The organism is Escherichia sp. HH41S (genome assembly GCF_009820115.1).
In the GTDB taxonomy this organism is placed as follows: domain Bacteria; phylum Pseudomonadota; class Gammaproteobacteria; order Enterobacterales; family Enterobacteriaceae; genus Escherichia; species Escherichia coli_F.
This window is the reverse complement of the sequence record NZ_VNXE01000123.1, coordinates 52,629-67,048: the sequence shown is the minus strand read 5'-3', so window position 1 is coordinate 67,048 and position 14,420 is coordinate 52,629. Positions and strand designations below refer to the sequence as shown.

Here is a 14,420-nt window from a genome sequence, read left to right as displayed (position 1 = left end):
AATTTGTGCTCCGCGTCACATTGTCATTACACTGTGGCGGTTTGCATTCATTGTCAGGAGCACATCTATGAGCGTAAAAGTTATCGTCACAGACATGGACGGTACTTTTCTGAGCGACGCCAAAACGTACAACAATGAGCGTTTTATGGTGCAATATCAGGAACTTAAAAAGCGTGGCATTGAGTTTGTTGTCGCCAGCGGTAATCAGTATTACCAGCTTATTTCGTTCTTTCCTGAGCTAAAGGATGAGATCTCTTTTGTCGCAGAAAACGGCGCATTGGTTTACGAACATGGCAAGCAGTTGTTCCACGGCGAATTAACCCGACATGAATCGCGGATTGTGATTGGCGAGTTGCTAAAAGATAAGCAACTCAATTTTGTCGCCTGCGGTCTGCAAAGTGCATATGTCAGCGAAAATGCCCCCGAAGCATTCGTCGCACTGATGGCAAAACACTACCATCGCCTGAAACCTGTAAAAGATTATCAGGAGATTGACGATGTGCTGTTTAAATTTTCGCTCAACCTGCCAGATGAGCAGATCCCCTTGGTCGTCGACAAACTGCACGTTGCGCTCGACGGCATTATGAAGCCGGTTACCAGTGGTTTTGGCTTTATCGACCTGATTATTCCTGGCCTGCATAAAGCGAATGGTATTTCGCGGTTACTGAAACGCTGGGATCTGTCACCGCAAAATGTGGTAGCGATTGGCGACAGCGGTAACGATGCGGAGATGCTGAAAATGGCGCGTTATTCCTTTGCGATGGGCAATGCTGCGGAAAACATTAAACAAATCTCCCGTTACGCTACCGATGATAATAATCATGAAGGCGCGCTGAATGTGATTCAGGCGGTGCTGGATAACACCGCTCCTTTCAATAAGTAACCTTTTCCCGGCCGGAGCAATCGTTCCGGCATCTCTCTTTTTTGCTCACTTTGTGCACTTACTCAAGATTCTCATCTTGCGTTAACTTATTTTTAACTTAAAGTATCAATCATAACTATTTTCACTTTCGAACGAAAGTTGTGAGGTTGATATGACTTTTACCTATGAGACACTGCCAACAGATGCGAAAACGGCTATCCGTAAGATGAAAGCGGAGCTGCGACAACAGATCGGCGATGTACAACAGGTCTTCGATAAACTCTCTGCAAAAATCGAAGCACGTGTAGCAGAAATAGACGCCCTCAAAGGGCAAGGATTACCGGTTTGGCCGGAAGTCCCATATAGCGACGTTGCAGCAGGTACAGTGAATGAAGCCACGCGCAATGAAATTAAACGTCGCGGCTGTGCAGTAATTAAAGGCCATTTCCCCCGCGAACAGGCACTGGCATGGGATCGCGCAATGCTTGACTATCTTGATGCCAATCATTTTGATGATGTTTATAAAGGTCCCGGCGACAGCTTCTTTGGATCGCTGGAGGCATCTCGTCCTGAAATCTACCCTATTTACTGGTCGCAGGCACAAATGCAGGCGCGACAAAGTGACAATATGGCGGCGGTGCAATCTTTCCTTAACCGCCTGTGGAAGTCTGAAAGCAACGGCAGGCAGTGGTTTGATCCCGATATTAGCGTGATCTATCCGGACAGGATCCGCCGCCGCCCACCAGGCACGACGTCTAAAGGTCTGGGTGCACACACTGATTCTGGGGCGCTGGAACGTTGGTTATTACCCGCTTATCAGCGTGTTTTTGCCCATGTTTTCAACGGTAATGTCGACGATTACGATCCGTGGGATGCTGCATACCGTACTGATGTTGAAGAGTACACGGTGGATAACACCACAAAATGTTCGGTGTTCCGCACTTTTCAAGGCTGGACGGCGCTTTCCGATATGTTACCAGGACAGGGATTATTGCATGTGGTGCCAATCCCGGAAGCGATGGCGTATGTTTTATTGCGCCCACTGCTGGATGACGTACCGGACGATGAGTTGTGTGGGGTCGCTCCTGGCAAAGTTCTGCCCATTTCAGAGAAATGGCATCCACTACTGATTAAAGCACTCACTTCCATTCCAGCTATTACAGCGGGGGATTCCGTCTGGTGGCACTGCGACGTGATCCACTCCGTCGCATCGGTAAATAATCAACAAGGCTGGGGGAATGTGATGTATATCCCTGCCGCGCCGATGTGTGAGAAAAACCGGGCTTATGCGCATAACGTCAGGAAAGCACTGGAAAAAGGGGCATCACCGGGCGATTTCCCTCGAGAAGATTATGAAGCAAACTGGGATGGCCGATTTACGCTGGATGATCTGAACATTCACGGTAAGCGCGCGCTGGGCATGGATGTTTGAGAGGTGATGGATTAGTAGAAGTGAATTGATGTGAGGTTAAGAAAGCAGGTTCGGTGTTGCTCAGATTGCTGACAAAGTGCGCTTTGTTCATGCCGGATGCGGCGTGACCGTCTTATCCGACCTACAAAATCATGCAAATTCAATATATTGCGATACACTGTCAGGCCTGATAAGCGTAGCGCATCAGGCAATTTTGCATTTGTCATCAGTTTCAGTAGCCCTGGCCATATCAGGGCTACTGATAATAACTTACTCGATCCCTTTACTACGCAGGTAATCTTCGTAATTACCGCTAAAGTCGATCACGCGTTCCGGGGTGATTTCCAGAATTCGGGTCGCCAAGGAGCTTACAAACTCACGGTCGTGAGAAACAAAGATCAGCGTGCCCTGATACAGTTCCAGCGCCATGTTCAGCGACTCAATGGATTCCATATCAAGGTGGTTGGTCGGTTCGTCCATGATCAGAATGTTCGGCTTCTGCATCATTAACTTACCAAACAGCATCCGCCCTTTTTCTCCACCGGAAAGCACTTTCGCTGGCTTTTTGATGTCGTCCTGGCTGAACAGCAAACGACCGAGAATGCTACGTACCGCCTGCTCGTCATCGCCTTCCTGTTTCCACTGACTCATCCATTCGAATACGGTCAGATCATTTTCGAACTCATATTCGTGGTCCTGGGCGTAGTAACCAATGCGCGCGTTTTCAGACCATTTTACGGTGCCGCTGTCCGGTTGCAGATCGCCCACCAGCGTTTTCAGCAGCGTTGATTTACCGACGCCGTTGGTACCCAGTACCGCCAGTTTTTCACCGACTTCCAGCAGCAGGTTGAGATTTTTAAACAGTGGACCGTTATCAAACCCTTTGGTCAGACCTTCCACTTCCAGCGCGTTACGGAACAGTTTCTTATCCTGTTCAAAACGGATGAACGGGTTCTGACGGCTGGAGGCTTTCACCTCTTCAAGTTTGATTTTATCAATCTGGCGTGCGCGCGAAGTTGCCTGGCGAGATTTCGAGGCGTTGGCACTAAAGCGGCTAACGAAAGATTGCAACTCAGCAATCTGCGCTTTCTTCTTGGCGTTATCAGCCAGCAGACGTTCACGCGCCTGAGTCGCCGCCGTCATGTACTCATCGTAGTTGCCCGGATAAACGCGCAGTTCACCGTAATCCAGATCCGCCATGTGGGTACAAACCATGTTAAGGAAGTGACGGTCGTGCGAGATGATGATCATGGTGCTGTCACGCTCGTTCAGCACCTGTTCCAGCCAACGAATGGTGTCGATGTCGAGGTTGTTGGTCGGTTCGTCGAGCAGGAGAATGTCCGGATCAGCAAACAGCGCCTGCGCCAGCAGCACACGCAGCTTCCAGCCAGGAGCAACTTCACTCATCGGGCCGTAGTGCTGTTCCACTGGGATTCCCACGCCAAGCAACAGTTCACCGGCGCGAGCTTCCGCAGAGTAACCGTCCATTTCGCCGTATTTCACTTCCAGATCGGCCACTTTATAGCCGTCCTCTTCACTCATTTCCGGCAAAGCATAGATGCGGTCGCGCTCCTGCTTCACTTCCCACAACTCTTTATGCCCCATGATCACCGTATCCAGCACGGTGAACTCTTCAAAGGCAAACTGATCCTGACGCAATTTACCAATGCGCTCGTTGGGATCGAGGGAAACGTTACCCAGCGTCGGCTCTAAGTCGCCGCCGAGGATCTTCATAAAGGTGGATTTACCACTACCGTTCGCGCCAATCAGGCCGTAACGGTTGCCGCCGCCAAACTTGACGGAAATGTTTTCAAACAACGGCTTACTGCCGAACTGCATGGTGACGTTACTGGAAACTAACACAGGCGTATCCTGAAAAGAGATATGACAAACCGCGTATTATGCCATAAGTCTGAAAGAAGATCCCGTCCCCCGCTTAAGGTCTACACTCTTCCCAAAGGCAAAAAATGTGATTTCGTACACATCTGATTTCACTGTGAGCTGGAATGAACTTATAATGCGCTTCCAATACTCTAATATTCTCAACCCAATGGCCTGCCAGGCACTAAATCTCGCTTAACATGAATATGAAATTGAAAACATTATTCGCAGCGGCCTTCGCTGTTGTCGGCTTTTGCAGTACCGCCTCTGCGGTAACTTATCCTCTGCCAACCGACGGGAGTCGCCTGGTTGGTCAGAATCAGGTGATCACCATTCCTGAAGGTAACACTCAGCCGCTGGAGTATTTTGCCGCCGAGTACCAGATGGGTCTTTCCAACATGATGGAAGCTAACCCGGGTGTGGACACCTTCCTGCCGAAAGGCGGTACTGTACTGAACATTCCGCAGCAGCTGATCCTGCCGGATACCGTTCATGAAGGCATTGTCATTAACAGCGCAGAGATGCGTCTCTATTACTATCCGAAAGGCAGCAACACCGTTATCGTGCTGCCCATCGGCATTGGTCAGTTAGGCAAAGACACGCCTATCAACTGGACCACCAAAGTTGAGCGTAAGAAAGCAGGCCCGACCTGGACGCCGACCGCCAAAATGCACGCAGAGTACCGCGCTGCGGGCGAACCGCTTCCGGCTGTCGTTCCGGCAGGTCCGGATAACCCGATGGGGCTGTATGCACTCTACATCGGTCGCCTGTACGCTATCCATGGCACCAACGCCAACTTCGGTATCGGTCTGCGTGTAAGTCATGGCTGTGTGCGTCTGCGTAACGAAGACATCAAATTCCTGTTCGAGAAAGTACCGGTCGGTACTCGCGTACAGTTTATTGATGAGCCGGTAAAAGCGACCACCGAGCCTGACGGCAGCCGTTATATTGAAGTCCATAACCCGCTGTCTACCACCGAAGCCCAGTTTGAAGGTCAGGAAATTGTGCCAATTACCCTGACGAAGAGCGTGCAGACAGTAACTGGTCAGCCTGATGTGGATCAGGTCGTGCTGGATGAAGCGATCAAAAATCGTTCCGGGATGCCGGTTCGTCTGAATTAATCTTCAAAACTTAAATTAAAAGGCGGACTCATAATCCGCCTTTTTTATTTGCCAGCACCTAGCTGGCCGGGAACATAACTAACAAAACGTATCCCACCAGCGCCGCCCACAACAGTATCGGTATTGAATAGAGATGGAAACGCCACCAGATACGGCGATCGTTTGCCATCCGTAACGCAATCAAATTTGCCAGCGATCCGGGTAATAAACCAAAGCCACCCACGTTTACCGCCCATGCCAGTAATAAAGACGGTGGCACATAATTGAGGAGCAAAATCGTGCTCGGCACGTTACTGATCACCTGCGATAAACCAATCGCCGTTAACCATAATCCGGGTTCGGATAAATGACTCACGTTACTTAACACCCCCTGCAAAGCTGGCAATTGGGTTAGTAAATGGACGTCGATAAACATCGCCATAAACACCAGCAGCAGCGTCCAGTCCACGCTGATCACCACGCGACGAGCCAGCAGCGCAAAGCCCGCCGCTACAATCACCAGTCCCCACAGCTCTTGTTTTAACTCCAGCGCCGTCAGAAAGACGATATACAGCCCCAGACAACTCCACACCAGCCGCGGTTTCCACTCAGGTGTTTGCGCCCCCGTATGATATTGCAGCGCCTTTCCAGGGAAACAACACCAGCACAGTAGCAGGAGTGTCAGCATCATTGCGCCAGCCAGCGGTGCCATTTGGGCAATAAACCCGGCAAACGAAAGACCAGAACGACCCCAGATAAGAATATTTTGCGGGTTGCCAATCGGCGTCAGTAGCGAACCCGCATTGACTGCCAGCGCCTCAAAAATAATCAGTCGATTAACCGGGATCTCACACAGTCTTTTTAGCGTGATGGTCAGCGGAACAACAATAAACAGCGCGACATCGTTGGTCAGAAATGTTGAAAGCAGCGCCGCCGCCAGCACCATAAACATTGCCAGCCGACGCTCAGTAGCAAAGCGGCGCACCATTTTGCGCCCCAGCACATCAAAATAACCGCTTAACTCCACACCTTTGGTCAGCAGCATCAGGCCACTGAGGGTGATGATAGTGTGCCAGTCGATAGCAGCAAGCCAGGATTTCGGTGCAAAGGGAACGAAAAAACTTAATCCGATGCCAACAAGAATTAATAACTGAAAAAAGCGATCGCCTTGTAGCGTGCGTAAAAAAGGCAGGCTCATTTGGCACCGTGTTTCTGGGTAAACAAACGAAAGGCATCCAGCGTCTCTTCACTAACATGGTGCTCCATGCCTTCCGCGTCGCGACGGGCGATTTCCGGACTGACACCCAACACTAATAAGAAATTTTCGACTATCTGATGTCGCTCGCGGCTTTCCTGCGCCAGTTTCTCTCCTTCTGCCGTTAAAAACACGCCACGCCAGGGGATCATTTCAATCAGCCCCATGGTTGCCAGTCGTTTGAGCATTTTAGCCACCGTCGGTTGCGAAACGCCCAGACGAGCAGCCATGTCTACCTGACGAGCTTCCCCCACTTCCCTGATCAAGTCAGAAATCAGCTCAACGTAATCATCAATAAGCTCGCGCCGGTGTGCCTCTCTGACCTGGCGGAACCCTTCAACGTGCTCTTCCACATTCACTAACTGCGTCACTTTTTTTGCTGTTGGCGTACCTGCGCGACGACTCATTGTGCTTCCTCATTATGGTGACGCATACATAGCGTTCTCATTTCGTGCGCACATTGTAAACCAGAGTTGCGAAGGTACAAAAAATTAACGTTTTAGCAATAGCTATATAATATAGCCTGTGCTATATCTGTATGTAATGCAATCATCCCTCAAGGATCGACGGGATTAGCAAGTCAGGAGGTCTTATGAATGAGTTCAAGAGGTGTATGCGCGTGTTTAGTCATTCTCCCTTTAAAGTACGGTTAATGCTGCTCTCTATGTTGTGCGATATGGTCAACAACAAACCGCAGCAAGATAAACCTTCCGATAAATAGCGGCGTCGCGGTACGCCGCTTCACTCCTGCTTTTATGCAGGCACAACGCGTTTTGCTCTGAAAAACCCCACTTTTTGTCGGATTTGCAATCCCCTTCGCAAAAGATTTGTTCGTCAGTAGTTGACCTGAACGGCTGCTCGCTCTATCTTCTTGCAGCCCTGCGTATATTGCGGCTCGCGGATGCGGACCCTTTTCCCCTCTTCACGCACTCTTGCAGGTATTGACCCTTGACGCCAGGGTAAGCACATGGCGTTTGTTACGATAGTGGCATATGAATTTAACCCTCAAAGAATCGCTTGTTACCCGTAGCCGGGTATTTAGCCCGTGGACTGCGTTCTACTTTTTACAGTCGCTATTAATTAACCTCGGCTTAGGTTACCCCTTCAGTTTGCTATACACCGCCGCATTTACGGCTATTTTGCTTTTGCTATGGCGAACATTGCCTCGCGTACAAAAAGTTCTGGTCGGTGTCAGTTCGCTGGTGGCGGCTTGTTATTTCCCTTTTGCTCAGGCCTACGGCGCGCCTAACTTCAATACCTTGCTGGCATTGCATTCCACCAATATGGAAGAGTCGACCGAAATCCTGACGATTTTTCCGTGGTACAGCTACCTGGTCGGCTTATTTATTTTTGCGCTCGGCGTAATAGCAATCAGGCGGAAAAAAGAGAGCGAAAAAGCGCGCTGGAATACCTTCGACAGTCTGTGTCTGGTATTCAGTGTGGCGACATTTTTTGTTGCTCCCGTGCAAAATCTGGCCTGGGGCGGCGTATTTAAACTGAAAGATACTGGCTATCCGGTATTTCGTTTTGCTAAGGATGTCATCGTCAATAATAACGAGGTGATTGAAGAGCAAGAACGGATGGCAAAACTTTCCGGAATGAAAGATACCTGGACGGTCACTGCCGTTAAGCCGAAATATCAGACCTATGTGGTGGTGATCGGTGAAAGTGCGCGTCGCGATGCCCTCGGTGCCTTTGGCGGTCACTGGGATAATACCCCGTTTGCCAGCAGCGTTAACGGTTTGCTTTTTGCTGACTATATTGCCGCCAGTGGCTCCACGCAGAAATCGCTTGGCTTAACACTCAATCGCGTAGTCGATGGCAAACCACAGTTTCAAGATAACTTTGTCACCCTGGCAAATCGCGCGGGCTTCCAGACCTGGTGGTTTTCCAACCAGGGTCAAATCGGCGAATACGATACCGCTATCGCCAGCATCGCCAAACGGGCAGATGAAGTGTACTTCCTGAAAGAAGGTAATTTTGAAGCAGATAAAAACACGAAAGACGAAGCGTTACTGGATATGACCGCTCAAGTGCTGGCACAAGAGCACTCGCAACCGCAGCTGATTGTTCTACATCTGATGGGCTCACATCCACAGGCCTGCGACCGGACACAAGGCAAATACGAAACCTTTGTGCAATCGAAAGAAACGTCGTGCTATCTCTATACCATGACGCAAACGGACGATTTACTGCGTAAGCTGTACGATCAGTTACGCAACAGCGGCAGCAGCTTCTCGCTGGTTTACTTTTCTGACCACGGTCTGGCCTTTAAAGAGCGCGGCAAAGACGTGCAATACCTTGCCCATGATGATAAATATCAGCAGAATTTCCAGGTGCCTTTTATGGTCATTTCGAGCGACGATAAAGCGCATCGGGTGATTAAAGCCCGCCGCTCTGCCAATGACTTCTTAGGCTTTTTCTCCCAGTGGACGGGAATTAAAGCGAAGGAAATTAACATCAAATACCCGTTTATCTCTGAGAAGAAAGCCGGGCCGATATATATCACCAACTTCCAGTTACAGAAGGTAGATTACAACCATCTCGGAACCGATATTTTCGACCCGAAACCTTAAAAACAAAAATCCGCCCCGAGAGGCGGATTTTTTATATCACCGAAGTGATTAGAAGCGGTAACCAACACCGGCAATCCAGGTGCCTACGTCAACGCTACGAATACGGCTCTGCTCGTAAGAGAAGTCCAGAGCAACGTTTTCCATCGGGTTAAACTGCAGACCTGCACCGTAGGAGAAACCGTAGTCGCTGGTGTCGTGTTTGTAGGTCGGGTATTCAGTGGTCTGGAATTTACCATAACCCACACCCACTACACCGTAGATGCTTGCCCAGTCGTTAATGCGGTAAGCCGGACCAGCAGTGATGCCGTAGTACTGGTTTTTGTTGTAGTCACCAGAGCTTGCAGTACGGCTTTTCTCGGTGTAAGTGAAAGAACCGATCACACCCAGCGGGCTGTTGTCTTCTTCATAGCGGTATTTCAGGTTGAAACCGCCCATTTTGTTCATTTGGCCCTGAGCGTCGCTCTGTGCGTAACCGCCAGTTACGGTAGAAGTCGCAGCTACGGAAGTACCTGCGGTGAAAGCCAGAACTGCGGCCAGTGCTGAAAGACATGCAATTTTTTTCATAACCACCTCAAATGTGATTCAAATAAGTCCTAAGTTTTAAATATATCAAAAATTAATGGGAAACTCTTCGCGATTTATGATGTCTAACGGGCCATTTCATGTAACAGAACGTTTCCATACACCGCTATCCATCTAAATTTAAATCACTTTTTCAGAGAACTGCGTAAGTATTACGCATGTATTCCCTGTCATTCATCCAGATTATTCCTAATCACCAGACTAATGATTCCATCAATCCTGGCGCATTTTAGTCAAAACGGGGGAAAATTTTTTCAACAAATGCTCAACCAGCATTGGGTATATCCAGTACACTCCACGCTTTACTTAGGTTTAGATATTTGTGGGAGAAAGGATGCCTGGTTCATTACGTAAAATGCCGGTCTGGTTACCAATAGTCATATTGCTCGTTGCCATGGCGTCTATTCAGGGTGGAGCCTCGTTAGCTAAGTCACTTTTTCCTCTGGTGGGCGCACCGGGTGTCACTGCGCTGCGTCTGGCATTAGGAACGCTGATCCTCATCGCGTTCTTTAAGCCATGGCGACTGCGCTTTGCCAAAGAGCAGCGGTTACCGCTGTTGTTTTACGGCGTTTCGCTGGGTGGGATGAATTATCTTTTTTATCTTTCTATTCAGACAGTACCGCTGGGTATTGCGGTGGCGCTGGAGTTCACCGGACCACTGGCGGTGGCGCTGTTCTCTTCTCGTCGCCCGGTAGATTTCGTCTGGGTTGTGCTGGCGGTTCTTGGTCTGTGGTTCCTGCTACCGCTGGGGCAAGACGTTTCCCATGTCGATTTAACCGGCTGTGCGCTGGCACTGGGGGCCGGGGCTTGTTGGGCTATTTACATTTTAAGTGGGCAACGCGCAGGAGCGGAACATGGCCCTGCGACGGTGGCAATTGGTTCGTTGATTGCAGCGTTAATTTTCGTGCCAATTGGAGCGCTTCAGGCTGGTGAAGCACTCTGGCACTGGTCGGTTATTCCATTGGGTCTGGCGGTCGCTATTCTCTCGACCGCTCTGCCTTATTCGCTGGAAATGATTGCCCTCACCCGTTTGCCAACGCGGACATTTGGTACGCTGATGAGCATGGAACCGGCGCTGGCTGCCGTTTCCGGGATGATTTTCCTCGGAGAAACATTGACACCCATACAGCTGCTGGCGCTCGGCGCTATCATCGCCGCTTCAATGGGTTCTACGCTGACAGTACGCAAAGAGAGCAAAATAAAAGAATTAGACATTAATTAAATTTACATTTCTGCATGGTTATGCATAACCATGCAGAATTTCTCGCTACTTTTCCTCCACACCGTCTTTATATATCGAATTATGCAAAAGCATATTTATTCCGAAAATTCCTGGCGAGCCAATAAATAAGAATTGTTCTTATCAATATATCTAACTCATTGAATTTTTATTAGTTTTGTTTTTCACGCTTGTTACCACTATTAGTGTGATAGGAACAGCCAGAATAGCGGAACACATAGCCGGTGCTATACTTAGTCTCGTTAATTACTGGGACATAACATCAAGAGGATATGAAATTATGAGTACCGCTAAATTAGTTAAATCAAAAGCGACCAATCTGCTTTATACCCGCAACGATGTCTCTGACAGCGAGAAAAAAGCAACAGTAGAGTTGCTGAATCGCCAGGTTATCCAGTTTATTGATCTTTCTTTGATTACCAAACAAGCGCACTGGAACATGCGCGGCGCTAACTTCATTGCCGTACATGAAATGCTGGATGGCTTCCGCACCGCACTGATCGATCATCTGGATACCATGGCAGAACGTGCAGTGCAGCTGGGCGGTGTAGCTCTGGGGACCACTCAAGTTATCAACAGCAAAACCCCGCTGAAAAGTTACCCGCTGGACATCCACAACGTTCAGGATCACCTGAAAGAACTGGCTGACCGTTATGCGATTGTCGCTAATGATGTACGTAAAGCGATTGGCGAAGCGAAAGATGACGACACCGCAGATATCCTGACCGCCGCGTCTCGCGATCTGGATAAATTCCTGTGGTTTATCGAATCTAACATCGAATAAATCCATCGCTGATGGTGGAAAACTTTAGTACCCGATAAAAGCGGCTTCCTGACAGGAGGCCGTTTTGTTTTGCAGCCCACCTCAACGCACTTATTTAGTGCATCCATCTGCTATCTCCAGCTGATTAAGTAAATTTTTTGTATCCACATCATCACACAATCGTTACATAAAGATTGTTTTTTCATCAGGTTTTACGCTAAATAATCACTGTGTTGAGTGCACAATTTTAGCGCACCAGTTTGGTGCCCCAGAATGGTGCATCTTCAGGGTATTGCCCTATAAATCGTGCATCACGTTTTTACCGCATCTCGATAAATCAATGAGTTGCAAAACTGGCACGATTTTTTCATATATGTGAATGTCACGCAGGGGATCGTCCCGTGGATAGAAAAAAGGAAATGCTATGAAGTCTGTATTAAAAGTTTCACTGGCTGCACTGACCCTGGCTTTTGCGGTTTCTTCTCATGCCGCGGATAAAAAATTAGTTGTCGCGACGGATACCGCCTTCGTTCCGTTTGAATTTAAACAGGGCGATAAATACGTGGGCTTTGACGTTGATCTGTGGGCTGCCATCGCTAAAGAGTTGAAGCTGGATTACGAACTGAAGCCGATGGATTTCAGTGGGATCATTCCGGCACTGCAAACCAAAAACGTCGATCTGGCGCTGGCGGGCATCACCATTACCGACGAGCGTAAAAAAGCGATCGATTTCTCTGACGGCTACTACAAAAGCGGCCTGTTAGTGATGGTGAAAGCTAACAATAACGATGTGAAAAGCGTGAAAGATCTCGACGGGAAAGTGGTTGCTGTGAAGAGCGGCACTGGCTCCGTTGATTACGCGAAAGCAAACATTAAAACTAAAGATCTGCGTCAGTTCCCGAACATCGATAACGCCTATATGGAACTGGGCACTAACCGCGCAGACGCCGTTCTACACGATACGCCAAACATTCTTTACTTCATCAAAACTGCCGGTAACGGTCAGTTCAAAGCGGTAGGTGACTCTCTGGAAGCACAGCAATACGGTATCGCGTTCCCGAAAGGTAGCGATGAGCTGCGTGACAAAGTCAACGGCGCGTTGAAAACCCTGCGCGAGAACGGAACTTACAACGAAATCTACAAAAAATGGTTCGGTACTGAACCAAAATAATAACGCTACGCCTGTAAAGCGCACTGGCAGTCCCCTCTCCCCTCTGGGGAGGGGGGTTGGGTAAGGGGCGCAAACCCGCTCCGACGCAATTAATTACCCTAACTTTGATTATTTACACCACGGTAACAGGAACAACATATGCAGTTTGACTGGAGTGCCATCTGGCCTGCCATTCCGCTTCTGATTGAAGGTGCCAAAATGACCCTGTGGATTTCTGTCCTCGGTCTGGCTGGCGGCCTGGTGATCGGATTGCTGGCAGGTTTTGCACGCACCTTCGGTGGTTGGATAGCCAACCACGTCGCGCTGGTCTTTATTGAAGTGATCCGCGGCACACCTATTGTCGTCCAGGTGATGTTTATCTACTTTGCCCTGCCGATGGCGTTTAACGACTTACGCATCGACCCATTTACTGCGGCGGTGGTCACCATCATGATCAACTCCGGCGCGTACATTGCGGAAATCACGCGTGGTGCGGTGCTGTCTATCCACAAAGGTTTCCGTGAAGCAGGACTGGCTCTCGGCCTTTCACGTTGGGAAACCATTCGCTACGTCATTTTACCGCTGGCACTGCGTCGTATGCTGCCGCCGCTGGGTAACCAGTGGATCATCAGCATTAAAGACACCTCGCTGTTTATTGTTATCGGCGTGGCGGAACTGACCCGTCAGGGGCAAGAAATTATTGCCGGTAACTTCCGCGCCCTTGAGATCTGGAGCGCCGTTGCGGTGTTCTATCTGATTATTACCCTGGTGCTGAGCTTTATTCTGCGTCGTCTGGAAAGAAGGATGAAAATCCTGTGATTGAATTTAAAAACGTCTCCAAGCATTTTGGTCCAACCCAGGTGCTGCACAATATCGATTTGAACATTGCCCAGGGCGAAGTCGTGGTGATTATCGGGCCGTCCGGTTCCGGTAAATCGACCCTGCTGCGCTGCATCAACAAACTGGAAGAAATCACCTCCGGCGATCTGATTGTCGATGGCCTGAAGGTTAACGATCCGAAAGTTGACGAGCGCCTGATTCGCCAGGAAGCGGGTATGGTGTTCCAGCAGTTTTACCTCTTCCCGCATCTGACGGCGCTGGAAAACGTGATGTTTGGTCCGCTACGCGTGCGTGGCGCGAACAAAGAAGACGCGGAAAAACTGGCGCGTGAGCTGCTGGCGAAAGTCGGTCTGGCAGAACGTGCACATCACTACCCTTCCGAACTTTCTGGTGGTCAACAGCAGCGTGTGGCGATCGCCCGCGCGCTGGCGGTGAAGCCGAAAATGATGCTGTTTGATGAACCGACTTCCGCTCTTGACCCGGAACTGCGCCATGAAGTGCTGAAGGTTATGCAGGATCTGGCTGAAGAAGGGATGACGATGGTGATCGTGACACACGAAATCGGTTTTGCCGAGAAAGTCGCTTCGCGCCTGATCTTTATCGACAAAGGCCGGATTGCGGAAGATGGCGATCCGCAGGTGTTGATCAAGAACCCACCGAGCCAGCGCTTGCAGGAATTTTTGCAGCACGTCTCTTAACTTCTCAGCCTCCCTTTCCCCCGAAAGGGAGGCACACCAGATTCCTCTCATTTAAAATCGCC

The 14,420-nt window shown here is 49.5% G+C and carries 15 protein-coding genes; 10 read left to right on the top strand and 5 right to left on the bottom strand.

Annotated elements, in window-relative coordinates:
- The first annotated feature begins 67 nt into the window (after positions 1–67).
- Both ybiV and FQZ95_RS24470 read left to right on the top strand, forming a co-directional pair.
- Entirely contained in the window at positions 68–883 is an 816-nt protein-coding gene (gene ybiV / locus FQZ95_RS24475) for a sugar-phosphatase YbiV (protein WP_160530851.1), read from the top strand.
- Positions 884–1,034: 151 nt separating this feature from the next.
- The gene (locus FQZ95_RS24470) at positions 1,035–2,294 is read left to right on the top strand and encodes a DUF1479 domain-containing protein (protein WP_160530849.1); all 1,260 of its coding nucleotides are present in this window, start codon (positions 1,035–1,037) and stop codon (positions 2,292–2,294) included.
- A gap of 249 nt (positions 2,295–2,543) precedes the next feature.
- Here FQZ95_RS24470 and FQZ95_RS24465 read toward each other — a convergent pair whose 3' ends face one another.
- A complete protein-coding gene (locus tag FQZ95_RS24465) occupies positions 2,544–4,136 on the bottom strand; it encodes an ABC-F family ATPase (RefSeq protein ID WP_000961458.1) in 1,593 nt (530 codons plus the stop codon).
- Between the two features lie 218 nt (positions 4,137–4,354).
- Between FQZ95_RS24465 and ldtB the strand changes: the two genes are divergently transcribed.
- Complete coding sequence (ldtB, locus tag FQZ95_RS24460; protein ID WP_001056376.1) at positions 4,355–5,275, top strand: L,D-transpeptidase; 921 nt, start codon at positions 4,355–4,357, stop codon at positions 5,273–5,275.
- Between the two features lie 58 nt (positions 5,276–5,333).
- Here the strand turns inward: ldtB and FQZ95_RS24455 are convergent, their stop codons facing one another.
- Both FQZ95_RS24455 and mntR read right to left on the bottom strand, forming a co-directional pair.
- Positions 5,334–6,452, bottom strand: a complete 1,119-nt coding sequence (locus FQZ95_RS24455) for an anion transporter (RefSeq protein ID WP_160530847.1) — start codon at positions 6,450–6,452, stop codon at positions 5,334–5,336.
- Positions 6,449–6,916, bottom strand: coding sequence for a manganese-binding transcriptional regulator MntR (mntR, locus tag FQZ95_RS24450; protein WP_000091016.1), 468 nt, complete (start codon positions 6,914–6,916; stop codon positions 6,449–6,451). Before mntR ends, FQZ95_RS24455 begins: the two co-directional genes overlap by 4 nt.
- A 185-nt stretch (positions 6,917–7,101) precedes the next feature.
- On the opposite strand from mntR, the gene mntS reads away from it, so the two are divergent.
- Both mntS and opgE read left to right on the top strand, forming a co-directional pair.
- A complete protein-coding gene (gene mntS, locus FQZ95_RS24445; RefSeq protein WP_001001761.1) occupies positions 7,102–7,230 on the top strand; it encodes a manganase accumulation protein MntS in 129 nt (42 codons plus the stop codon).
- A 271-nt stretch (positions 7,231–7,501) separates the two neighbouring features.
- Entirely contained in the window at positions 7,502–9,085 is a 1,584-nt protein-coding gene (opgE, locus tag FQZ95_RS24440; RefSeq protein WP_032183805.1) for a phosphoethanolamine transferase, read from the top strand.
- Positions 9,086–9,133: 48 nt separating this feature from the next.
- Here opgE and ompX read toward each other — a convergent pair whose 3' ends face one another.
- Together ompX and FQZ95_RS24430 are read right to left on the bottom strand one after the other, a co-directional pair.
- Positions 9,134–9,649 carry an outer membrane protein OmpX gene (ompX, locus tag FQZ95_RS24435; RefSeq protein WP_001295296.1) on the bottom strand — a complete coding sequence of 172 codons (516 nt, stop codon included), beginning with the start codon at positions 9,647–9,649 and terminating at the stop codon, positions 9,134–9,136.
- A gap of 52 nt (positions 9,650–9,701) precedes the next feature.
- Positions 9,702–9,767 (bottom strand): protein YliM, encoded by a 66-nt coding sequence (locus tag FQZ95_RS24430; RefSeq protein WP_120795379.1) that lies wholly within the window; start codon positions 9,765–9,767, stop codon positions 9,702–9,704.
- A 234-nt stretch (positions 9,768–10,001) separates the two neighbouring features.
- Between FQZ95_RS24430 and rhtA the strand changes: the two genes are divergently transcribed.
- The 5 genes from rhtA to glnQ all read left to right on the top strand — a co-directional run bounded on the left by rhtA (position 10,002) and on the right by glnQ (position 14,358).
- Positions 10,002–10,889, top strand: a complete 888-nt coding sequence (gene rhtA, locus FQZ95_RS24425) for a threonine/homoserine exporter RhtA (protein WP_001295297.1) — start codon at positions 10,002–10,004, stop codon at positions 10,887–10,889.
- A 298-nt stretch (positions 10,890–11,187) separates the two neighbouring features.
- The gene (gene dps, locus FQZ95_RS24420) at positions 11,188–11,691 is read left to right on the top strand and encodes a DNA starvation/stationary phase protection protein Dps (protein WP_000100800.1); all 504 of its coding nucleotides are present in this window, start codon (positions 11,188–11,190) and stop codon (positions 11,689–11,691) included.
- Positions 11,692–12,094: 403 nt separating this feature from the next.
- Positions 12,095–12,841 (top strand): glutamine ABC transporter substrate-binding protein GlnH, encoded by a 747-nt coding sequence (gene glnH / locus FQZ95_RS24415; RefSeq protein ID WP_000843866.1) that lies wholly within the window; start codon positions 12,095–12,097, stop codon positions 12,839–12,841.
- A 138-nt stretch (positions 12,842–12,979) separates the two neighbouring features.
- Positions 12,980–13,639, top strand: a complete 660-nt coding sequence (gene glnP, locus FQZ95_RS24410) for a glutamine ABC transporter permease GlnP (protein ID WP_001159065.1) — start codon at positions 12,980–12,982, stop codon at positions 13,637–13,639.
- Positions 13,636–14,358, top strand: coding sequence for a glutamine ABC transporter ATP-binding protein GlnQ (gene glnQ / locus FQZ95_RS24405; RefSeq protein ID WP_000569076.1), 723 nt, complete (start codon positions 13,636–13,638; stop codon positions 14,356–14,358). Before glnP ends, glnQ begins: the two co-directional genes overlap by 4 nt.
- Positions 14,359–14,420 lie beyond the last annotated feature (62 nt).